We start from the raw sequence: 26,331 nt of genomic DNA, 5'->3' as shown, positions 1-26,331 counted from the left end.
TTGATTATAAATATGATGAATATATATAATATGTATATTTATTGCCCTCGTTTACCTTTAATAATTATAAAGACCTTTACATGTGAGTGCTCATTTTGTATGATATTAAGTGTATAGTGCCGTAAATGGATTGCGAAGAGGGAATGTTAGAATGCTTTATAATAAACTTAGATTTAACAAGGTAAACGATAAGAAAAAGCTTAAAAAGATTAAAAAGCATTGGGTAGTGGTATCGCTATCAATGCTGACTGTAATGGGCGGAGGTAGCGTAATCGCGCATGAAGATGCAACCGCTAATGCCAGTACGCTAACTCAATCGGCAAGTGATAGTAATGCCGATGATGACGAGTCAAGTATTGCTTCATCATCAACCAATGCAGTGCAATCAAGTTCGATTAATGCTACAAATAGTAACAGCGAACAGAGAGATAGTGTACAAAGTGCCAGCTCTAGTAGTTCTGCACTCAGCACCACTGATGCTTCGGTGAGTGCTGATTCAACCACCAGTTCGAGTGTTATCAGTAATACCCAGAGCTCAGCAAGTACGACTAGTGCATTGGATAGTACTAGCAACGATAGTCAATCGAGTGCTAGTGCCGATCAATCCAGTAGTAGTGATAACACTAGTCAATCAGCGGATAGCCAATCTGATGCTGCGCACCAAAGCAATGCCAGTGCGATTGCACAGGTGAAGAGTAGCCTTGCAAAGATTGACTCATATGCTAGTGCCATTAATAGCTTGGCATTAGTCACGATTCAAAATAGTGGAGCCATCAGCGCTAACGATAGTAACGTTAGTGCTGTTTCGTCTGCCTACCAAGTGGCTCAATCCTACAGCGCCAACGGGAGTGCCGAAAGTACTGCTGCGCAGTTACTTTCCACCAAACTCACTGCCGAAGTACTTAATGCTAGTGATCAAAATTCACTGGCTTCTTTAGTCGCTGCTAATTCGGCTTACTATTCCATGATGTCGAACGCCTATCTGGCCGCCAGCAACGCCGTAGTGGTCATGAACAGTGAATATCCAGATCAAGTGGACGCTGCGGGGCTAAGTGATCGAATTGGCGATACCACGACCCAAACGACTGACTATTCTAAAGTGACCCCAAATAACACCACTACCACTGTTAATAAAGATCTTTCTGGGACCCAAACGACTTTGAATAGTCCTCAACAGTTCGGAACTAGCTTCACTCTGAACGGGACTGCCAATGGGACCTCCACGCTAACTGGAAATAATCCAGTCCCATCCCTAGACATTTCATCGAATACCCTGACTCTGACTAATGACAAATCCCAGAGTACCAATGTTGCCTACAATGGTTCACTGGACCTAAGACAGTCCTTTACACTGGACGGTAATGTGACCCTCAGTAGTAACGCTGATGGGATCGGGTTCGTGCTCTACAAGGGTTCTAGAAATCAACAGGGGCTTGCTGGTGGTGGAATTGGGATCAACGGAATTCCGAATGCCGTTGGTTTTAAGCTCGATACGTTCCCCGATATTCCTGCCAACGGAAATACGACGACGCAATTGGATGGGGATTTGGATACCTATCAAAAAGATATTTATCGCAACTATTTGAACGGAATTTTCGGGACCAAGATTAAGTCTGCTGGAGATTCATATCCATCACCCTACGGGGCATTTGTAAATACCGATTCTAGCGGTTACGGACATATTAACGAAGATACCGTTCAAAGTATTGACGCCAATAGTGGAATCAATGCAACCGATGGGAATGCACATCGGATCGTGATTTCCTACACTCCTTCCAGTACTGCTGGACAGGGAACATTAACTGCGACCATCTATGATAGTAGTGGTGCTAACTCAGTTACATTTTCGCAGGGAATTACCTATGATCAAAACGATCCAGCAACCTACTTTAACTTAACGGCAGCGACTGGTTATTCTGCAGCGACCCAAACAATTAAGTTAAACAGCATGACCTACACCTCGATTCAAAAAGCCAATATTAACTACGTCGATCAGACGACTGGCCAAATTTTACAACGGGATACTTTGGAAGGGGATAGTGGTGGAAGTCTAAACTACAACACCAAGAATCGCCTGAATAGTTATCTTAATAGTGGTTATGTCTTAGATAGTGATGGCTTTACCAATAGCTCCGACAATACTTACTTTGATAATAACGACTTAGTGGATCAAAACTACTACGTGCTCTTGCACGAAGGAACTACTCAGGTAACTAATACTAAAACCGTAAATCGGACCATCCATTATCAATACGCAAATGGATCATCTGCTGCGAATGATGTGAACCAAACGATTACGTTTAACCAGATTCAGACCACTAATAAAGTTACTGGGAAGGTCACTGACGGAAAATGGACTGCTCAGGGTAGCGATTCATTTGCCGCTGTTCCTTCACCAACGATTAGCGGATATACTGCAAATCAAACTAGCGTAGCAACGACTAGTAACGTTAGTGATAGCACTGGCAACATCGTTACGACCGTCGTATACAACGTTGACCAGGGGAGTTTAGCCTCATCGTACGCCAACAACGCCGCGAGCGCTTCTGCTAGTGCCTCATCGTATGCTTCAGGGGCCCAAAGTGATGCAACGACTGCGAGTCAGGATTCCAGTAGTGTTCAAAATAACAGTAGTAACGCTAGCAATGCGGTTAATAGCGCTAGTAGCCAAAATTCACAACTAAGCTCGTTAGCTAGTGCTAACTCTGGTAATCCTGCGGTGCAATCATATGCCTCCCAGGCCAGCACTGCCAGTCAATCGGCCCAAAGTGCTAATGCTCAAATTAGTGTTTTAAGTTCAACGGCGAGTGTGGCTGCCAGCAATACCCAATCAGCGGCAAATGCAGCGAGTGCTGCCGCTAGTTCGGCGAGTTCCAATAACGCAGCCGCCACTGCACAAACCAGTAGTGCGAATAGCTACATGTCGCAGGGCAACTCAAGTGCCGCTTCAGTTGCCGCCCAAAGCGCTTCTAGCTACGCTTCTTTGGCGAGCCAAAATGCGCAATCGGCAAGTAGCTTTTCCCAAATTGCCAGTGGCCAAAGATCAGCTGCTGATACTGCAGCATCCCAAGCAAACAGTTATATGAGCGTTGTTAGTTCAGCTGCCAACGCAATTAGCCAGGCCAATTCTGGGGCTAACAGCGTCGTTGTTGCTTCCCAAACTGCAAATACCTCAGCCAACGCCAGTTCTGCCAATAGCACGGCTCAATCAGCTTCAACAACTGGGAATAGTGCGGTCAGTGCTGTCAGTGCAAGTAATAACGTTAGTAGCGACGCCAGTGCTACTAATTCAGCCACTGGTGGAACGAATAGTATCTACAATTCTGCAATGGATAATTCCAGAAGCGTCAATAGCATTGCTGCAACCATCACTGGGAATTCGGCCATCGCTAGCGCCCAAAATGTGATTGCATCTAATTTCAATGGGAATGGGTTAAACTCGTTGAATTCCGATGCTAATAACCAGAGTAGCTTGGCCAACAGTGCCAGTATGGCATATGGCAGTGCTGCTAGTGCCATCAATAGTTTGAATTCCGTAATTAGTTCTGCTAGTTCCCAAGCCAGTTCACATGCGAACCAAGCGGTGCAATATAATTCGAACGGGAACTATTCTGGAGCAACGAACGAAAATTCATTTGCATCATCTTACGCCAGCATTGCCGCTAGTGCTGCCCTGCAAGCTAGCTCCCAAGCTTCAATTGCCGCCAGCAATTCGGTCGTGGCCGCCAATGCAAATTCCAGCGCTAGCTCAGATCAATCAGCAGCCAGTGCCCCCGCTAGTGCAATTAGCAGTGCTTATTCAGCCGTGCTCAACGCTAGTTCGGCTAATTCATATGCCAATGGGGCGAATAGTGCATCTAGTCAGGCTTCATCATACGATCGCCAAACCGCTTCCGCCAGTGCTGTAGTAAGTATCTTCTCCAACGGAATTAATGCTGCTAATTCCGTTGCTACTAATACTTCTGGGCAAGTCTCATTCTCAGCCTCACTGGCTTCCCAAATTGCCAGTCAAGCCAGTGAATACTATAGCGCTTATTCTAGTAATTCGCAGATTTCAACGGCTTATTCCGAGATTACTTCTTACCAATCCTCAGTTGTCAATCCAGCCATTGAACAAGCATCTTCTGCTTACTCAGTAGTTACCTCGGCTAGTAGCTATGCCACCCAACAAAGTCGGGCTGCGTCTATTGCCTCCAGTAATGCTGATACTGCCAGTGCCCAGGCTTCAACGGCTTACTCATCAGCATCAGCGGCCGCCCAAAATGGTGATTACAGTACCGCTTCATCCAACTCAGTGTTGGCATCGTCTGCAGCATCTAACGCCGCTAGTCAATATTCAAACGCAAGTCAGGCTTTGATCAATGTCTCTAACGCTAATCAATCTGCTTCTGCAGCTAATTCGGTGTTAAGTAGTGCGAATGCAATCCTTAGTTCAGCCAATGATGCGATTGGTAGTGCGGTTTCATCTGCCTTTAGCGCGTACAATAGTGCAAATGCCAGTGCGGGGGCTTCTAACGCTGCTAGTCAGGCCAATGCCGCTAAGATCTTGGCGTCATTAGCCTTTGCTAACTCTAGCTTAGCTAGTTACTATAAGAGTCTGGCGAGTTCAGCCGCTGCTGCCACTACTAGTATTGCGAACGAATTGAATAATCAAGCCAATGGATCGAGTGCGGGTTCACTAACTTCGCTCCTTTCGCTACAAAGTAGTATTGCGAGTTCAGCTGCAGGTGTTGCCACTTCCGCAATGGATGCTGCAAATGGTTACTATAGTAGTGCAACTAATAATTACAACGATGCGCAAAGCGCGGCTTCCGCAACGGATAGTTATAATGGGGTGAACACCAGTGCCACTATTGCGTATAATGCTCTTTCCAGTGCTGCTGCTGCTGCTAGCAATGGTGATGCATCTTCTATTTACAGGAGCCAAGCTGCCAGTGCCGATGTAGTGGCGAGTTCAGCAGCTAGTCAGGCAAGCAGTGCGGCTATTCAAACTAGTATTGCTACTGTTTCAGCGAGTTCCAATGCTTCTGCTGCCCAATCCGAACAGACCAAAGCTAAAGATGCTGCCGCTGCTGCCATCGCCGCCCTCAATTCCGCCCAGGCCACCGCAAGTATTGCTGCTGCTAACCAGAGCAATGCCAACCAGGTGAGTTCAGCCGCGACCCAAATTGGGACGGTGGGCTCCGTTAATGCTAGTGCGGCTAGCTCTTACAGCGTTGTTGCTTCAAATGCTGCAAGTTCGACCAAAGATATTAATAGCTCAGCCTCAAACAGTGCGAGTGCAGTTGAAACCCTGGCAAGTCAAAACCCTAGTAACTACGCTTTAAGTAGCTACGCCGTCGTGGCAAGTAACGCTGCCTATAACGCTAGTTTTTATAATTCAGACGCTGCGGTTCAATCGGGGATTACATCTAGTGCTTACTCTGTGGCTTCCTCGGCTGCAAGTAGCATTGCTAGTGCTAGTTCAGCGATTGCATTAGCCCCTGGTGCTTTAAGTTCCGCCACCAGTTCGGCCGCTAGTGCCTACATCTCTGGTAATCAATCGTTGGGTGATAGCTTTACCGCTGATGCAAATTCAATTGCAAGTAACGCTGCTTCAGCGGCCAGTGTTGCCGCTAGTCAAGCGGTTGTTGTAAATACGCAAACTGAAATTGCTAAAAACGCCGCCAGTCAGGCTAGCAACGACGCTAGTAACGCCGCCAGTGCGAACGCTTTGATCAGTAGTGCTTCTGCTGCCGCTACTTCGCTATCCAGCGATTCAGCAACTGCTAATAACGCAATTAACAGCGCCACTACTGCAGCTAGCAATAGTTACAGTGGTGCAAGTGCTAGCGTGAACGCTCTTAATAGTGATCAATCATCAGTGAGCTCGTACGCCAGTGCCACTAGTTCCGCTGCTTCAGTTACCAGTAGTGCGACCAGCGTGGCCAATAGTAATAGTGCGATCGCCAGTTCGTTAGCCACTGCCAACCCTAAGAACAGCTTCGTTGGTAGTCAAGTTGCCCTAGTCAATTCTGCTAACGTCGTTGCCAACAGCGCTAATGCGGTGGCAAGCAGTCAAAATAGCATCGCCACCCAAGCTAGCCTCAGTGCCTCTAAGGCGGCTTCCATTGCCAGTCGTGACCAGGAAAATGCCCAGGATAAGTTGAATACCCTTGATCAACTGAGTTCCCAAGCTGCCAATGCCTACGCTACCGGGAACAATCAGTTGGGGAGTTTGTATCAACAACAAATCACTTCGCTGTCTAATGCGATCGGATCGTCGAACAGCGACATCAATGTTCAGTCACAAACGATTGCGGCTAATAAGACTGCAGCTGCTTCTGCATTTAATGCCGCTAATGCCGCGATGAACAGCGCAACTAGTGCCGCTTCGGTAGCTGCCAATGCCATTAGCGTTGCCAGTTCAGTGGCCAGTGCCGCTGCCAACGCTGCTAATAGCGGTAATAATAACGCTAGTTCAGTCAACGCGAACCAATCCGCAATTAACGGGATTAGTGGGGCCGCTATTGCGAACGGTAGTGCAATTAATAGTTACGCCAGTGCTGCAAACAGCGCCAACACTGCGGCGTCGGCTTATAACTCTACGGCAGCCAATGCTGCTGGATCAGCTTTGGCCCTGGCTACAAGCAGCGCTAGTAATTCAGCCATCGTTAGTGCGGCCAGCCAAGCTCAACAGGCGGCAAGTAGTGCTCATTCAAACTCAGTTGATGCTAGTTTACAATCGAGTATCGCTAACTCAGCATCATCAGTTGCCAATGCTTTAAATTCAGCCATCTCAAGTGGCAAGAATTCCATTAATGATATTGCTAACAGCGTTGCGAGTCTCTCAGCAAGTGCTGATTCAGCATTTGATGCTGGGCAAGATAGTGATGGAAACAGCTACATTAGTACCGCTAATTCGATGGTTGCCACTGCAAATAGCATTGCTAATTCAGCTAGTGGCACCGCCAGTTCGATTGCATCGTTAACCAGTGTGGCTAGTTCAGCTGCTAGTCAAGGCATCGTGGATGCCCAAAACGCTAGTCAAAACGCTGCGAATGCCTCCGCTGCCAATAGCCTGGCCAACAGTATCGCTACGACTACGATCTCTGGTAATAATGCTGGGGTCCAAACCTCCCAGTCTGCTTCTAGCATTGCATCGACTACCGCAATCGTTGCCCAATCAGCATCGGTCAATAATTCGAATGCCTCATTCAATGCTTATTTAGCATCCAGTGCGGCCAGCAATACGGCTTCATACGCTAGCGACATTAGTAGTAGTGCAAATAGCCTTGCGCCGCTAGCATCTAACAACGCCTCTAATGCGGTCGTTTTTGCTCAAAATAGCGTGGTCCAATCTGCTAATACAGCTGCTGCTAACTTGAGCAGCACTGCTAATGGCTGGGCCAGCGCCGCCAATAGTGCTAGTCAACTAGCTTCCTCTGCAAACTCGAACGTTAGTCAGGCTAACTACAACGCTGCTCAAACCGCTTCGCAGGTGAACGCACTCAATAGTCAGGCCGCTGCTGCATTTAATACTGGGAATACTGACTTAGGGAAGATCTTAGCATCCCAAGCTGCTTCAAACGTGGCTGCGATGAATTCCTATCAATCCGTTGCAAATAGTAACGCCCAGATCACTGCCGATGCATTGAGTACCGCTACGACTGCTGCTACCAGTGCCATTCGGGATGCCTCTTCTGCTAGTGCGCTACAAAGTGTTGCGAAGAGTGCTTATTCAGATGCGCTTGCAAACCTTAATCACGCTCAATCAGCAGCAGCTAATAATTCCACGAACCAATCCGTTGTTAGTTCAGCGAAGGGGTTGGTAGTCAGTGCGGATAGCAGTGCGGTTACCTATACAACGAGCGTTAGTGTATACGCTAGCGCTGCGTCTTCTCATGCTAACAATGTGAGCAATTATAGTAGCACCGCTAGTTCCAACGCTTCTTTCGTAGGGACATTGTTGAGCAGCAACCCTAGTAACGCTGTTTACCAGAGTTACGCCATTCAACTAAGCAGCGCTAATTCAACGCTATCGTCATACCAAAAGGATGCCAGTTCACAATCCAGCATTGCGAAATCGGCTAGTTCAGCTGTTGATAGTATGAAGGTGACCATCGGTAGTCTTAATACTGCTGTTGATGGCTTTAACGCATCATTTAATTCCAACTCCAGTTCAGCTCAATCCGCCTACCAAGCAGGCTCATTAAGTTCAGGGGACTCCTACACGAGTGCCGCCAATAGTAATGCGGCTTCTGTTCAAACAGCGGCTACAAACGCTAGTAAACTAGCATCAAGCATTGCTGCTGCTACCAGCACCGCCAGCAGCGCTGCCAGTAAAGCTGCATTAGACGATAGTAGCGCCCAATCGGTCAATGCCTCGGTCACATCCATTGGGGCTGCCGTTAGTGCTGCTAGTGCTAGTGCAGCCATCGGAAGCACTGCAATGAACAGTGCGAATAGCAAGGCAAGTAGTCTGAACAGTTCGAATGCGTCGATCGTGAGCGGCATCAGTGCCCAAGCTCACTCTGCTACCACTAGTTCACTGGCCGCCGCTACTTCACAAGCTAATTCAAGCGTGGCATCAAACGCCAGTGCGGTTGCCTCATTTACTAGTGCCAACTCCTCAAATAGCTTTGTTAATAGCTTGGCGGGTGACATGACGAGTGCCGTGAGTCAAGCAGCGAATGCGAATACGAATGCTCAAATTCAATCGAGTCTTGCAAGTAGTGCCGACGTAGCAGCGCAAAGTGCCACGATTGCTGCCAAATCCGCTTCAATGGTTGCTAGTGGGGCGGTTTCCAAGGTCAACTCCTACGCTAGCAAGGCCAATAGTGCCTATGCGAACGGGAAGTCTGATACTGGTGATTTCTACAGCAACATGGCCTACACTGCTCTAGACGAGCTCTCGAATGCTAATTCAACAATTACTGCCCAATCCACCGCTGCTAGCAACGCCAATAGTGCGGGGGCGAGTGCACAAGCTCAGGCCCAGACCGACTCAACGAATGCTTCACTTGCTAGTTCTGCTGCTGAACAAATCAAGGCCAGCTTAATTGCCGCCAGTCAAGCCAGTGCGAACGCCACCAACGCTGGTAACGATGCCAGTGCAGCTAATACCGCTGCCAACAGTGCTAGCGCCCATGCTTCCAATATCGTTAATAGCGTTACTAACGCTTCCAACAGTGCGAACAACGTTAGCATGAATGCGTACCAAGCTGCTCAAACCGCTAGTGCTGCCAGCAAATCCGCTAGTTATGCTAATTCGGTGGCGAGCGCTAACCCTAACAACAGTAAGGCCCAATCAATCGCTTCTGTTGCCAACAGTGCCGCAACTGTAGCTAGTCAACAGGCTTCCGCAGTTAATGGTGCCACTAGTACCGCCAGTGATTTGAGTAGTGCAATCACATCTGCCAATAATGCTGCTAATTCTGCACGGGATTCTGCCAGATCCGAGGCTACCATTGCCAGCAATGCCGCCGCTAGTGCCGCTTCTGCATTTAGTCGTGGCGATACTTCTGCTGCATCAGATCAATCAGTGATTGCTAGTCAGGCTAACTCATCTGCTGAATCATACAATGCTATTGCATCTGGTGCTGATAGCGCTGCTAACAGCGCTTCGAGTGCTTTGAATTCACTTGCTAATTCGGTAGCAACCGTCAATAGTTCTGCTGCCAGTGCTAATGCCCAGGTCAGTTCCGCTAATAGCGATGCTAGTTCGCTCAGCAGTGCTAATTCAGGGGCGTCATCACAGGTATCCGCTAATAACAACCTGGCATCCAGTGCATCTGCCACGGTTCAAGCCAGCTTTAATGCTGCTAGCACCAATGCTGATCAAGCTCTTTCTGCATCAAGTACCGCTAGTTCGGCTGCTGGTCAGGTCAATAGCGTTTACGTTAACGCCAATATCGTTTCTTCATCGGTAGTGTCAGCTTATTCCAACAATCCTGCAGTGAGTGCCGCCGTAGCCAGTGTCAGTGCAACGTTCAGTAGCATCAGCAGCTTGAATGCTGATGCAGCATCACAAAGGAGCAACGCAAGTGTGGCTGCATCGAATGCGGCACGGCTTGCTGCCAACTTTAATAGCTTGAACCAAGCAACCATTTCCAACGCGAACATGGTGAACTTCTACACCAGCCTAGCCAGCCAGGCCTATGCTGACGGCAATCAATCGTACGGGGACCAATTCAACGCCAATGCGGCTGGTTTGGTGAACCAGGTCCAATCTGCTACGACGACAGCTTCAACACTAGCTAGTCAAGTTACCACCGCTACTAACAGTGCCAAGAGTGCTGCGACCCAAGCCCAATCTGATGAAAACAGTGCGAACACGTTGAACGCCCAAATCAATACGACCGTAAATGCACTCAACGCTGCTAGTCAAGCTTCCAGCGCCGCTAGTTCGGCTGCTAATACTGCCCAATCCACTAGTTCAACGAAGTCATCGATGGATTCAATTGCCAGTGGGGCATCCGTTACTAGCAACACCGCCCAATCCAGTGCTGATGCTGCGAAGAGTGCTGCCAGCGTTGCTAATTCGATCGCCTCTTTGCACCCTAATGATAGTACGGCACAAAGTGCTGCCAGTGCTGCTAATTCGGTCGCATCCGCTGCCCAATCAGCTGCTGATTCAGCCCAAGCGGCTTCCAGTGCTGCATCCAATGCCGCTTCTCAACTCAACAGTGCTAGTGCAACTGCTAGTGATGCAATTTCAAATGCTAATGCTCATGCCAGTTCCGCTAGTGCTGCTGCTAATGATGCCGCTAGTGCCGCCCAAGCGGGGAATTCATCAGCTGCTAGTGATGCGGCTAGCAAGGCTGCTTCATACGCCAGTCAAGCTAGTCAAGATTCAGCCGCCGCTAACTCTGCGGTTAATTCAGCCACTTCTGCGAGCGCGGCTCTTAGTTCTGCCAACGCTAACTTGAGTTCTGCTAACTCGATCGCAGGTAGTGCCAACAGTGCCGCTGGTTCATACAGCAGTGTGACCAACAATGCTGTCAACAGCGCCAGTGTAAACTCAAGTGCCGTTGATAGTTATAATCAATCAATGCAATCGGCGCAAAATAGTTTGTCCGCCGCTAGCAATGTCGTTAATTCCGCCACCACCAGTGCGAACAGCCAAGCTACTAATACTAGTGAAGTCGCTAATGCCACTAGTCAAACGAACAGCAGTGTCGCTGGTGCCACGGGATCCATCAACAGCGTTACTTCCAACTACCCGAATAACGCTACCATTAGCTCACAAGCTTCAGTGGCTAACTCTGCAGCCGACCAAGCAAGCAGTGCCAATGCAGTTGCCCAACAGCAATCATCATTCGCCAGTTCTGCTGCATCGGTTGCTAATAGTGCTTCCAGTGCGATGGATGCTCTTAACAGCGTTGCTAACAAATCGGCCAGTGTCGGGAAGTCATATGCCGCCGCTGCTAGTGATGCCGCTAACCGCAATGATTCGACCACCACAAGTATCTACAATAACCTGGCCAGCTCTGCGCTCAGCGATGTGAACAGCTATGTCGGTTCTGCTAACAGTCTGTCCAGTGTTGCCACTTCTGCCAATACTGTCGCTAGTGGTGCACAAAATGCGGCCACTTCCGCCCAGGGAGTCGTTAATTCCGCTAGTTCAGCAATCGCAAGTGCTGCGATTGTCGTTAGCAATGCCGCGGTTGCCCAAAGCATTGCCAATGGTGCCTCTACCGCGGCCCAATCAGCTGGTGTTACCGCTAGTTCAGCTGCAAGTAGTAATCAAGCTGCCAGTTCCGTGGTTAGTTCGATCAACAGTGACAGTACGATTGCCAATAGCGCTAGTGCTGCCCAATCGAACGCCAATGCTGCTAACTCTGCTGCCCAATCTGCACAATCAATTGCGAGTGCTAATCCATCCAACAGTGCGGCGCAAAGTGCTGCCAGTGATGCGCAATCAGCTGCTAGTCAAGCCAGTTCTGCTGCTAACCAGGCCAGCTCCGCCAGCGCAGACGCATCATCGGCGAAGGCTAAGGCTAGTTCCGCTGCCGACGTGGTCTCATCTGCTGCGAGTGCTGCTAGTTCGAATGCTGCCGCTGCTAGTTCCGCTGCCAGCGTTGCTTCAAACGCCGCCCAAAGTGGGGATTCAAGTACCGCTAGTTCCGCTGCTAGTCAAGCCAGTGCCTTTAGTTCGAATGCGATTGTTAACTCCAATGCCGCTAATTCCGCTACCAGTGATGTTAATAGTGCCCAATCAACGGTTAGTTCCGCTAACAGCGCAGTTAGTTCTGCGAATAGTGTTGCCTCGAACGCTAATAGCACCGCTAATTCTTACATTAATGTTGCTTCGAGTGCTGCTTCAGCAGCTAACAATAACTCTGGTTCTGTTAACGGTTATAACGGGTCGGTCCAAAGTGCCCAGACCCAGATCGGGAGTGCTAGCAACACCGCCACTGCCGCTGCGAATGGTGCTAATAACGCAAGTGTAGCCACTAGCCAAGTGGCTAGTGCTACCACTCAGGCCAATGGTTCCGCTAATTCAGTGGCGAGCCAGGTCAATAGCCTGAATTCTGCTTACCCAAGCAACGCTGCAATCAACACGCAATCATCAGCAGTTAGTTCTGGTTCTGGTGTGCTTTCCAGTGCCAACCAGGTTGCCCAACAACAATCTGGAATTGCCAGTTCCGCAGCTTCAGTCGCCAATAGTGCCGCCAGTGCCACCAGCGTGGTCAACAGTACGGCCACTAAATCAGCGAGTGCTGGGAACTCATTCGCATCTGCCGCCAGTGTTGCTGCCAGCAAGGGTGATTCAGAGATGGCAAGCATTTACAATAGCTTGGCCAGTTCCGCGCTCAGCGACGTGAGTGGGTATGCTAGCGATGCGAATAGCTTAGCTTCCACCGCCACCAATGCTAATAGTGTGGCTAATGTGGCATCTAGCGTTGCTAGTTCCGCTCAATCGGTGGTAAACTCCGCTAGTTCCATCATTTCAACGGCACAATCGCAGGCTAACGATGCTGCCAGTGCCGCTAGCTTTGCTTCCGCTGCTACCAACAGTGCGCAATCCGCTAGTGCTACGGCATCTACTGCTGGTTCTAATGAAAGTACTGCCCAAAGTGCCAACGATGCTGCTAGTGCTACCAACAGTGCAGCTCAATCAATCGCTAGCGCTGCTCAATCTTCTGCTGATGCTGCCAATTCTGCCGCCCAAAGTGCAGCTTCAATCGCATCTGCTAATCCAAATAGTGCGACGCAAAGTGCTGCCAATGCGGCTCAATCTGCAGCAACACAGGCCAGCAGTGCGGCTAATTCAGCAAATTCTGCTGCTAGTGTAGTATCATCTGCAGCTAATCAGGCCAGCCAAGCCCAATCAAAGGCATCCAATGCCGCTAGTGCCGCCAGCTCCAACGCCCACGTTGCCAGCTCGGCTGCGAGTGTGGCTAGTTCAGCTGCCCAGGCTGGTGATTTCAAGACCGCCAGTGCTGCTGCATCGGCTGCTGCTGATGCGAACAGCGCCGCTAGTTCGAACGCAATTGTTGCTAGCTCAGCTGCTCAATCTGCGCAATCGGCCAGTGCGGTCGTTAGCTCGGCTGCTGATGTGTTCAGCTCCGCCAATAGTGCGCTCAGCTCTGCCACTAGTGCCGCTAGTTCATTCAACAGCGTAGCCTCTTCGACAGCGGCTAGTGCCAGCAATAATGCCAATTCGATCAGTGCCTTCAACGGTTCGATGGGCAGCGCCCAAAGCCAGTTTAATTCAGCTTCTAACTCTGCTAGTTCTGCAGCCAATGCAGCTCAATCCGCTAGTTCAGTTACCAGCCAGATTGCTGGATCCACGAGCCAGGCTAATTCGGCTGCTACTAGTGCGACTGGTCAAATCAATAGCTTGGCCTCTTCATACTCCAATAATAGTATCGTTAGTGGTCAGGCCAGTGTGGCCAACTCTGCTGCAGGCCAGGTTTCTAGTGCCAACAGCGTCGCTCAACAACAATCAGCAATTGCTAGTTCAGCCGCTTCGGTTGCCCAATCCGCCAATAGTGGGATCAACGCCCTTAGCAGTAGTGCCAACCAAAACGTGGCTTCTGGGAATTCATACGTTTCAGCAGCCAATAGTGCTGCTAACGATGGCGATTCCAAGACCGCTAGCATCTACAATAGTCTCGCTAGCTCTGCTTTGAGTAACGCCAATAGCTACGCTAACTCCGCCAACAGCTTGGCAACGATTGCCAGCTCAGCCAACGTGGTTGCCAGTGGAGCCCAAAGTAGTGCCCAATCTGCTCAATCAGTCGTTAGTTCCGCTAGCGCAACCGTCAATACTGCCCAATCGCAGGCCACAGCAGCTGCCAATGCTGCCGCTGCTGCTAGTTCTGCCGCCAGTGCTGCTTCGGCTGCTCAATCACAAGCCAGTGCTGCCAATGACAACAGTAAGTCCGCTAGTGCCGCAGCTTCGGCTGCCAACTCGGCGCACAGTACGGCTAGCTCGGCTGCTAATTCAGCCAATGCCAGCGCCAGTGCTGCTAATGCTGCTGCGAGCGAGGCGAACTCAATCGCATCTGCTCAACCTAACAACAGTGCCGCCCAAAGTGCAGCCAGTGATGCTAATTCGATGGCTGCACAGGCTAATAGTGCCGCTAGTTCTGCAAACAGTGCGAATAATGCTGCTTCATCGGCCGCTGATCAGGCTAACTCGGCATCTAGCATCGCCTCCAGTGCTGCATCCGCTGCGAACTCGAATGCCAACGCCGCCAGTTCCGCTGCCAGCGTTGCTTCATCCGCAGCCCAAAATGGCGATTCCAATACTGCTAATTCAGCCGCCAGCCAAGCCAGTGCTGCTAATTCGGCCGCTAGTTCGAACGCTAACGTTGTCAGTTCCGCGAACGCCAACGCCCAAGCTGCAGGTTCGACCGCTAGTTCCGCTGCGAGTGTGGCTAGTTCCGCTAACCAAACGGCATCCAGTGCTAATAGTACGACCAGCTCATACAATAGCGTCGCTTCCAGTGCAGCCTCCGCAGCTACTAACAATGCCCAATCCGTCAATAGCTACATCGGCTCGCTCAATAGTGCCGCCACTCAGATCGGGAGTGCCAGCAACACCGCCACTGCTGGGGCCAACACCGCTAATAACGCCAGTTCCGTTACTAGTTCGATCGCCAGTGCGACTGGTCAACTGACCAGCAGTACCGCAGGGACGATCAGCGCCATCACGAGCCTGAATTCGGCAGTGCCTAGTAATGCGGTCATCAATTCGCAATCTGCGGCCGCTAGTTCTGCCGCTGATCAACTCAGCAGTGCCAACAGCGTTGCCCAAGCACAATCTTCAACGGCCAGTTCTGCTGCGGTCGTTGCCAATAGTGCTCGCAGTGCCGTTGATGCACTTAGTTCCGCTGCCATAAGCTCCGCTGCAATCGGGAAGTCGTATGCCGCTCAAGCTAGTCAAGCCTCTGCTGCCGGTAAAACGACTGATGAAAGCTTCTACAATAGTTTGGCGAACTCCGCTGCTAGTGACGTAAGTAGTTATAACAATGCTGCTAGTTCGCAAGCAGTCGTGGCCACCAATGCTGGTAATATAGCTAATAGCGCTCAAAACACCGCTAACTCGGCAAGTAGCACCGCCAGTGCTGCTGCTAGTGTCATTGCTGCAGCTAATTCTGCTGTAACTGCTGCCGCTTCCGCAGGGCAAACGGCGAGTGAGGCGAATGCGAATGCCAGCTCTGCTTCCGCCACCGCCAATGCTGCTAAATCCAGTAGCGATGCCGCTGCCAGCGCTGCCAACAGTGCCACTAATTCGAATGCAGCCACTAGTTCAACGGCCCAAAGTGCGAATGCCGCCGCCAGTGCTGCACAATCGAGTGCCGAAAATGCGAACGCTGCTGCTTCCGCCCACCCAGATAACAGTGCGGTGCAAAGTGCTGCCAGTGCTGCTAATTCTGCTGCTGCCCAGGCGAACAGCCTCGCTAGTTCGGCGAATGCCGCTTCCGTGGTCGCTTCTTCAGCAGCTGATCAAGCCAACGCCGCTAAGAGCAGTGCTTCCAATGCTGTTTCTGCAGCTAGTGCCAACGCCAGTGCCGCTAATTCTGCTGCCAGTCAGGCGGCCAGTGCGGCTTCCAATGGTGATGCCAGCACCGCTAGTTCGTATGCAAGTCAGGCCAGTTCATTTAATTCCGCCGCCAGCGATAATTCTAAGGCTGCCAGCTCAGCAGCTAGTGTTGCCCAATCGGCCAGTGCGGTCGTTAGTTCCGCAGTCAGCGTGGTCAGTTCGGCCAATTCCGCTGCCAACAGTGCCAGTTCCGCCGCTGGTTCTTACAGCAGCGCCATTAACAGTGCGGCTTCTGCTGCGAGTGCCAACACCAATTCGGTCAATAGCTACAATAGTGCGATGAGCGATAACCAAGCCAAGCTCACCAGTGCCAGCGCTACCGCCAGTGGGGCTGCGAGTGGTGCTTCTGCTGATCATTCGGATGCCGATGGGATTACCAGTGCCACTGCACAAACGACCAGTGCTGCCAATAGTGAAAACGCCCAGGTTAACAGCTTGAGTTCTGCATATTCAAGTAACGGTGCGGTCAGTGCCCAGATCGCCAACGCTAATTCTGCTGCTAGCCAGGTCAACAGTGCCAACCAAGTGGCCCAAAGTCAATCAACGGTCGCCAGTTCCGCTGCTTCAGTTGCTAGTAGCGCGGCCAGTGCCGTTAGTTCACTCAGCAGTGCTGCTAATAAGACCAGTTCAGATGGGGCTTCCTATGCCGCCGCTGCGAGTGTGGCGACCCAAAGTGGTAACTCGAATGCCGCCAGCATCTACAACAGTTTGGCTAGTTCTGCCCAAAGTGAGATGGCCAATGCCGCTAGTTCGGCAAGCAGCTTAGCTGATCAAGCCACTGCTGCGCGCCACAGTGCAGATGATGCTAAGGCTGCTGTTATTGCGGCTCAATCCAATGCGACTGTCGCTAGTCAGGCCGTTTCACAGGCCCATGCCAGTGCCAACGCCGCCGTTAGTGCCGCTAACTCCGCAGCTAGTGCTGAAGCGAATGCGAGTGCCGCCGCTTCCAATGCAGCCTCCGCAAATTCTAATAACGCCGCTGCCAATACTGCTGCTAATGGTGCCAGTGCTACTAACAGTGCTGCTCAAGCCAGTGCAGGAGCTGCGAATACGAATGCTAGTGCTGCGCAATCGGCAGCTAGCGAAGCCAACTCGATTGCAAGTGCCCATCCAGATAACAGTGTGGCGCAAAGTGTCGCTAGTGCTGCTAATTCAGCATCATCACAAGCAAGCAGCGCCGCAATTGTTGCCAATGATGCCGCCAATTCTGCTAGTTCCGCCGCTGCTCATGCTAGTTCCGCCCACGCCAGTGCTTCCAGTGCTAACAGTGTCGCTCAATCCGCAGCGAATGCCGCTAGTTCCGCCGCTATCGTTGCTTCTTCGGCGGCCCAGGCTGGTGATTCAAGTACGGCTAGCTCCGCTGCTAGCGTTGCCAGTGCCAACAGTGTCACCGCAAGTAAGCAGGCTGACGTTGCCAGTGCTGCCAATAACGATGCCCAATCCGCCAGTGCTACCGCGAGCGCCCAAGCAAGTTTGGCCAGCTCTGCTAACAGTGTCGTTGCCAGTGCTAGTCAGACCGCTAGTTCCGCTAGCCAAGTGATCTCCAATGCCGTGGTCAACTCCAGTGTTACCAATAATGACAACGCCGCTATCGACCAGGCCCAATCAAAGATCAATGCAGCAAGTAGTTCCGCTGATCAATCTGCGACTGCGGCCAATAACACCAATAGCGCGGTAAGTAGTAATGCCAGCGCCACTTCACAGGCGAACGGTGCCGTTTCCAGCACCGCCAGTCAGGTGAATGCACTCAGTTCTGCGTTCAAGGATAACAGTGCGGTCAGTCAACAGGCCTCACTAGCCAATAGTGCTGCTAGTCAAGCTGCCAGTGCCAACAGCGTGGTTCAACAACAATCCCAAACTGCCAGCTCCGCTAATTCAGTTGCTAATAGTGCCAACAGTGCGCTCAACTCGCTCAGCAGTGCCGCTGCTCAAACGGCTACCGACGGGAAGTCATACGCCGCTGCCGCTAGTTCAGCTGTCACTGCAGGCAACTCGAATGTCGCGAGCGTCTTTAACAGTTTGGCCAGTTCGGCAATCAACAGCCTCAGCAGTGCTGTAAGCGCTGCTAGTTCATTAGCTGGAGTGGTTAATTCTGCGAACAGCGTTACTAGTGCTGCTAGTGGGACTGCTAGTGCAGCTCAATCAGTGGTGAACGCCGCCAGTGCAATCGCTACCAGTGCCAGTGCGAATGCTAGTGCTGCCGCCAGTGCTACTAACGACGCTAGTTCCGCTGCATCGAATGCGAATGCTGCTAATGCGAACGCCAGTGCCGCTGGTTCAAATAACCAGGCCACAAGCAATGCGAGTGCCGCAACCAGTACCGTTGCCCAATCCGCTGCTGCCAGTGCTTCCGCTGCCCAATCGGCTGCCAACGATGCGAATGCGATTGCATCAGCTAACCCAACCAACAGTACGATCAGTTCTAACGCTGCCAACGCTACGAGTGCCGCCAGTGTTGCTAGTTCCACTGCTTCCGTTGCGAATGCTGCTCAACAATCCGCTAGCCAAGCCAGTGTAATTGCTTCATCCGCCAACAGTGTTGCCCAATCGAATGCGGCTGCCGCAAGTTCGGCTGCCATTGTCGCATCTTCTGCCGCTAATAACGGTGATGCTTCAACGGCTAGTGTTGCTGCTAGTCAAGCTAGTGCCTATAACTCCATCGCCAGTGATGGGGCAAAGGCTGCCAGTTCCGCTGCTGTAACGGCATCATCGGCAAGCAACGTTGCCAGTTCGGCCGCCAGTGTGGTCAGTTCAGCCAACGGAATCGTTACCAGTGCCAACCAAGCGGCCCATTCCGCAGCTAGTTCCGCTAGTCAAGCCGCCGTTAACTCCAGTGCCGTTGATAGCTATAACGGTTCAATGAGTAATGCGCAAGGTCAACTAAGTGGGATCAGTAATGCCATTTCCGTTGCCGCTAGTGTTGCTGGTAATAATTCTACCAATACTGTCAACAACGCTAGTTTAACTAGTGTTACCAACCAATCGGTCGGCAGTGCAACTGGTCAATTGAACAGTTTGAGTTCACAATATCCTAATAATAGTGTGGTAAGTACTCAAGCAGCACTTGCTAGTTCAGCTGCCAATCAAGCTGCAGCTGCTAATCAAAATGCGCAAAGCGATGTTGCTACCGCCAGCTCTGCTGCTGCCATCGCCGCCAGTGCCAATAGTGCGGTTGGATCAGTTACTAGTGCTACTGCTAAGACCGCTAGTGTTGGTAAATCATATGCGGCAGCTGCTAGTGATGCTGCCAGCAAGAATGATTCGAACGCTGCAAGCATCTATAACAGCTTAGCTAGCTCCGCACTCAGTGATGTGAATGACTCCGTGCAATCGGCTAGTCAACTAGCTGTAGTGGCCAGTGGTGCTAATAGCACTGCAAGTAGCGCCAATGCAGCTGCCAGCGCTGCCCAATCAACCGCATTTTCTGCGAGTGCGGTGGTCTCAGCAGCTCAATCGACTGCTAACTTTGCCATCAGTGCAAATAGTAACCAATCGAATGCTTCTGGCGCTGCCAACACGGCAAATGCTGATAACAGTGCCGCTGCGAGTGCTGCTAATAGTGCGAATGCAGCAAGTACAACCGCCAGTTCTGCGGCTGCCAATGCGCAATCACAAGCAGCTTCAGCCAATTCTGCGGCCAGCTTAGCTAGTTCGGTTGCTAACAACAATTCTGCGACCGCCGTTGTGAAGAGCGCCGCCAGTGCTGCTAGTTCGGCTGCAGCAATTGCTAATAGTGCGAATGCGAACGCCCAAACGGCAAGTAGTGTTGCATCATCAGCCGCTAGTCAGGCGAACTCTGCTAGTGCGATCGCTTCGAGTGCAACCAGCGTCGTTAACTCAAATGCAAGTGCGGCTAGTTTTGCTGCCAGTCAGGCGGCTTCAGCTGCGAATAACGGGAATTCCAGTGCTGCTAGTTCATATGCTAGTCAAGCCAGTGCCTTTAATTCTGTAGCCAGCGCCAATTCAATGGTTGCAAGCAGCGCTAAGGACACAGCTCAGGCTGCGAACTCAGTTGCCAGCCAAGCCGCTAGTGCCGCTACTTCAGCCAACAATACGGCCATCAGTGCCCACAATGATGCTGGATCGTACGCTAGTGTCGCTAGTTCTGCAACCAATGCTGCCAGCAACAATGCAGTTGCATTTAGTAGTTATGTTCAAACGACCAATAGTGCTCAATCCGTAATTAATAGCGCAAGTAGTGTTGCCAGCCAGGCAGCTAGTGCAACAACGAGTGCTAATGCCCAGTTCAGTGTAGTTGCTTCATCGACCGCTCAGGCCAATGTTATTGCCCACAGTGTTACTGACCAACTCAACAGTCTGAGTGGGGCATTTGCTAATAACAGTGCCATCAGTACGCAGGCTTCAGTTGCTAATTCTGCAGCGACCCAATTGGCTAGTGCCAATGATGAATTGCAACGGCAGTCATCGGTTGCTAGTTCGGCCAATCAAGTTGCCAATAGTGCTAGCAATGCGGTTCAATACTTGAGTGATACTGCCAGTGCAGCTACAAGTGATGGGCAACAATACGCCTCCGCTGCGATTGAAGCTGGTAACCGTGGTGATAACAACGTCCAAAGCGTTTACACGAGTCTTGCTAATTCCGCCTTGAACAAGGTAACTTCCCTTGCCAGTGCTGCAAGTCAATTAGCAGCGACTGCTTCTGCAGCACGCGCGGCAGAAGGTGCTGCTAATAGTGTCGCTAATTCCGCTCAATCAGTAGCTAGTGCTGCTGCAACGACGATCGCAAACGCCCAATCAACTGCTAATACTGTCGCTCAACAAACCAGTTATGCTAGTGCCGCTAGCAATGCGGCTAATTCAGCTAGTGTTAACGCTAGTGCTGCGATCGCCAATGCACAGACAGCCAGCGAAGCTGCTATTAATGCGAGTGCGAATAATGCATCTGTATCAGCAAACAGTGCTGCAGCCCAAAGCATGGCTACTGCGACCACGAGTGCCGCTAGCGTTGCCAATGCGATTGCATCTGCCAACCCAGCTAACGGGACGGCGCAAAGTGCTGCAAGCGCAGCTAATTCAGCTGCATCAGTCGCCAGTGAGGCAGCAAGTACGTTCAATTCAGCTGCTAGCGTGGCTGCATCTGCAAATGTCCAGACCAGTGTTGCTAACTCGGTGGCCCAAAGTGCTACCATTGCTGCAAACTCAAATGCGGTTGCGGCTAGTTCTGCTGCACACGTTGCTTCGACAGCAGTCCAAAATGGTGATGTTTCGACCGCTAGTGTTGCCGCTAGCCAAGCCAGCGCTTATCAAGTCGCTGCCAGCAACAATGCTTCAGTCGTTAGTTCCGCTACCAACGTTGCTAGTGTCGCTAGTTCGCTCGTTAGCTCTGCTGCTAGCGTATCCAGTGTTGCCAACAGTACCATTGCTAGTGCACATAGTAATGCTAGCTCAAATGCTTCGGTAGTTGCTTCAGCAGTTAGCGTTGCTAATAGTCTCCAAAGCGCAATCAGTGGTTATGACGATTCGATGAACAGCGCTGAAAATATTATTGGGAGCGCAAGCAACTTTGCGAATGCTGCTTCTAACAATGCTGCTAATTCCAGTGCCCAGGTCCAATCAGCGAACCAATCGACTAATCAAGTCGTTGCCTCAGCTAACCAAGCTGGCACTCACGTTGCTAGTTTGAGTGCTGCTCATCCTGACAACGCCGTGTTGAACGCTCAATCAACATTCATTAGTTCTGCAGCTGGACAAGTTGCGAGTGCAAACGGGGCTGTTCAATCACAAGTTCAGGTTGCTAGTGTTGCTGCATCTACAGCTAGTGCGATCACTAGTCAAGTGCAATCGCTCAGTAGTGCAGCTAGTTCGAATGCTTCGGCAGGACGCGCATTTGCCGCCCTCGCTAGTTCTGCGGCTGCCCAAAACGATGCACGTAACGCCCAAACCTACACCAGTTTAGCTAATTCTGCATTGACCAACGTCCAATCCGCTGCGCAAAGTGCGACCGGCTTAATGGCCAGTGCAAGTGCTGCGAATACCAGTGCTGCAAATGCCTACAGTGCCGCCAATGTTGCCCGCTCAACTGCTGATTCGATCGCAGCTAATATTTCAGCTGCGGTAGGTAAAGCTGATGCTGCGGCCATGGCAGCTGATTACGTCAGTGCTGCCACTTCCGCTGCTAGAGCTGCTGCAACGACTGCCGATCTTGCATCTGGCGTTGCCCAAAGTGCAGCCCAAATGAGTATGAGTGCTGCCAGTGAAAATAAGCAGGCCGACTCAAGCTTAGTGCAATCCACTGCTAATGCTACTAATGATTTGGCTAGTGCTACGCAATCGATTGCTTTCGCTAATGTTGGGAATAGCGTCGTGAATAGTGCTAATCAAGTGGCTCAATCTGCTGGGGTAGTTGCAAATTCCGCAGTAGTGACCGCCACATCTGCTGCTACGGTCGTTGCAAGTGAAAATGACGTAGTTAATAATGCTAAGCAAAGCGCAGCCTTTAATGCCAATATTGCTAGTTTAAATGCCAGTTCCGCTAGTTCTGCCGCCAGTGCTGCCATCAATGCGGCTGCCAGAGGGGCGAACGATTCAGCTTCAGCAGCTGCTAGTCAAGCTGCGGTCTTTAATTCAGCCGCTAGTGCTGCATCACAGGCTGCCAATTCGTTCACGGCGGTTGCTTCATCAGCCAATGGCTTGGTTAATTCAGCCGCTAGCGCCTTTAACTCTGCTTCTACGGTAGCCACGACCGCACATCAAGCTGCCCTTAGTGCGTTTGCATCTGCACAGGCTGCAGAACAAGCCGCCCGTAAGGAATCGAGTGCGGTGAGTGCATACGATCGTTCGATCGATAGTGGCCAAGCCCACGTTAGTTCAGTTGCCCGTGTTGTTAACACGACAGCCAGTGCTACTGGGTACGCACAATCAGCAACTGATCAAATGGCCAGCGCTGCTAGTCAAACTACTAGTTTCGTTAACAATGCTGCGGATGCAATCGCAAGCTTGAACGCTTCCGTTTCTAGCAACAGTGCCATTAGTGCTCAGGCTTCGATTGCCAGCGTTGCTGCTAGTCAAGCTAATTCTGCTGATCAAGTTGTTCAACAACAATCCCAAATTGCCAGTGCGGCTGCCTCAACTGCCAATAGTGCAACCAGCGTGGCCAACGGGCTTAGGGATGCTGCCGTTCAATCGGCCAGTGCCGGAAAAGCTTATGCTTCCGCTGCGTCGGTTGCCGATAGTCGTGGTGATTCGAATGCAGCAGTTACTTTGCATAGCCTAGCGCAGGCTGCTTCAACGGCCGTTGCTTCCGCCCAAGCAAATGCTGATCAACTATCAGGGGTTGCTGAAACAGCTAATGAAACGGCACGTTCAGCCCAAAGTGTTGTATCCACTGCACAGCAAGTGATCAATTCCGCCAGTGCTACCGTGACTGCTGCGATGAGAATCGCTAGTCAGACTAGCTTTGCTACTAGTTACGCAGGCGCGGTAAACAGTGCACAAAATACCTTCAACAGTGTCGATAGTTCTGTTAATGACCAAAACAGTGCAATTGCTAGTTTAGCTGCTGCGACCGCCCAATCTAGTGGGTTTGTTGATGGGCAACGTTCAATTGCGAACAGCTTAGTTGCAAGTAACGCTAACAATAGTTTGGTCAATTCTCAAGCTCAGATCGTAAGTTCCGTAGCGATCATTGTCAGCTCAGTTAATTCCGTGGCGCAATCAAACGCTAGTGTTGCTAGTCAAGCCACTAGTACGGCGCAAGGAATCAGCCTGCAGCTTCAATCGTTGAGCAGTAATGCTGCCCAATCCGCTAGTGTTGGTCGTTCCTACGCTGTTCAGGCCAGTTCAGCAGTTGCTACTGGTGATGAGCATGCTGCCAGCATTTATGATAGTTTGGCCAACGCTGCGTTAGGGCTAGTTAATTCTGCGGCTCAGGCTACTACCCAACTCAGTCCAGCGCTCAGTTCAGCTAACCAAGCCGTTGCCAGTGCCTATGCTGCAAATAGTAATGCCCGTAGCATTGCAGATTCAGCCGCTAGTGCAGCCAGTGTCGCCGTCGTGGCTGCTCAATCGGCCGTTAGTGCTGATCAACTCAATCAAGCACGGCAAATTGCACAGTCAGTGGCCAGTCTTACCAGCTTTGCGAATAGCCAGGCTGTGAGTGCTGAGCAAAGTCGCAATACCGTAAGCAGTACCGCTAGTGGGATTAATCAAATTAGTACCGCTGCCAGCGGGGTGCTCAGTGCTATTAATAGCGTAGCAACCGCCAATTCCGCCGTTAGCCAAGTGGTTCAACAAGCTAGTGTGGCCAACAGTGCCGCCAGTCAACTCGCCAGTGCCAACAGTGTTGCTAATCAACAATCATTGCTCGCAAGTCAAGCTGCTTCAAATGCTGATCGGGCTGCTAGTGTTGCTACAACGATCAATAGCAATGCTCAAAGTGTTGCTTCAGTGGGGCAAAGCTACGCTAGTCAAGCTAGTCAATACTATGCCCAGGGCAGTTCTGCAATGGGTAGCGTCTATGCAGGCTTAGCACAGTCCGCTTATAGTACCGTTGCTACTTCTTTGAATGCGGCTAGTCAGATGGCATCGGTCGCTAGCTCGGCTAATTCGTTTGCCACTACGGCACGTTCATTAGCTTTAACTGCCAGCTCGACTGCCAGTTCTGCTAGTGCCACCATCAATGCAGCCCTAGTGACCGCCCAATCAGCAGCTAGTTCTGCAGTGGCGGCTAGTTCAACTGCCGTTCGTACTAGTACGTTTGCGAACTCAGCTTCAGTGTTCACGATGCTTGCTTCATCCGCTTATTCAGGGGTCAACACCCAGGTCAATCAGACTAGCTACTACGCTAGTGTGGCCAGTTCCGCTAATAGCCAAACAACGAGTGGGGCGCGTCAGATCAATAGCATTGCAAGCATGACCAGTAGCGTAAGTAGTATTGCCACCGTTGTTAATGCGCTTAATTCCGATACCGCTAGTGCTAATAGTCAAACCAGTTTGGCATCAAGCTATGCGGCTTCGATCAGCGCTGATAACAGTAGTGCGAACCAAGTGGTTACGACCGCAGTCGCTCAGGCCAACTCGATCAATAGCGCTGCTAGCTCGGCATACGCTCAGGGTGATTCAAGTACTGCAAATAGTCTTGCCAATACGGCTCAGCTAGCGTTGAGCATTGCTGATAGCGGCATTGCGAGAATGAATAGCAATTCCGTTGCTATGAATTCAGTCAACTCGATCGCTTCCAGTGCGGCTAGTCGGGCGGTTAGCGATGCCAGTGCAGTTGCTAGTTTAGTGGCTCAAGCAACGGCTCTTCAATCATCGTTCGTTACCAGTAGTTCTGCTAGTTCTGCTAGTGCTGCGCAATCCAGCAGTTCCAATACTAGTTCAGCTAGTGCTTCAAGTAGTAGCACTAGTGATTCATCCAGCACTACTACTGATTACTATGCAACTGGGATGAAAGATGCTAAGCTGAATAAGCACGTTCGTTCCACATTGGCTGATGACTTAAGTTACAAGGGAGCTTATGATGGTTACATGGCCGGTGCGAAGAAGCAGGCCCAAAGGATTGATAATGACGATGCAACTTATGCTGCTAACTATGCAAAGGCTTACCGAGTAGGGCTTAGAGACTACAAAGCGGGAGTAGCTAAAGCAAAGACGCAAAGCATGCCAGTTAGTTCAGTCAGTGGCAAGGCCCTCGGCTATCAAAACGGGTACGTTGCCGCCTTCAACAATAAGTTCAAGCAACATGCGAAGTACGTTTACAATACTAAGACGCTTTACGTTTATAACGATGCAACGTTCACGAATAATGGTCGGATCGTTAAACGGGCTAAACTTGCCCAAAACAAGGTCTACGAATTTGCCATTAAGAAGATTAAGCTTTCAAAGAATGGGTTAGTTCGTTACTACGTTAAGAGTCACCTTTCATCACAAAACGTTAGCGGTTATATTACCGTCAAACCTAGTTTCGTGAAGAACGCTTACTATCAATCAAGTGATGTTGCTAATCACAGTCGTAAAACGGTTCGGGTCATTAATCCGAAGGGGGCTTGGACGCACAGTGATAAGACGTTCGAGACGAACAACCGTCACTTTAAGACCGGCTCTAAGATCAAGATTCAACGGGTCGTTAAGTACAAGGGATTAACTAGATTCTACCTAGGTAACCACCGTTATATTACAAGTAATAAGAAATTCGTTAAGTTTATTTAGTGTACGAATTCTCAGTTTAAAAAAACAGTCGTTTAATAACGGCTGTTTTTTTATTTCATTTTGTAAAATTGCTTCTAAAGCGCTTCAGCTAGCGATTAACGGGTGCTTAATATCTTCGCAAA

At 50.6% G+C, this 26,331-nt stretch carries 1 protein-coding gene; it reads left to right on the top strand.

All coding sequences use genetic code 11. The features are described 5' to 3' along the window. Positions 1 to 151 precede the first annotated feature (151 nt). Positions 152 to 26,209 (top strand): mucin-binding protein, encoded by a 26,058-nt coding sequence (locus tag ACSVI6_RS04860; RefSeq protein WP_491720567.1) that lies wholly within the window; start codon positions 152 to 154, stop codon positions 26,207 to 26,209. Positions 26,210 to 26,331 lie beyond the last annotated feature (122 nt).

The organism is Nicoliella sp. ESL1106, assembly GCF_058509965.1.
Note: the sequence above shows the minus strand (reverse complement) of the source record. Positions and strands in the feature narration are given on the sequence as shown.

Coding starts and splice junctions, on each gene's coding strand:
- ACSVI6_RS04860 (WP_491720567.1), top strand. CDS start 152: ATGCTTTATAATAAACTTAGATTTAACAAGGTAAACGATAAGAAAAAG.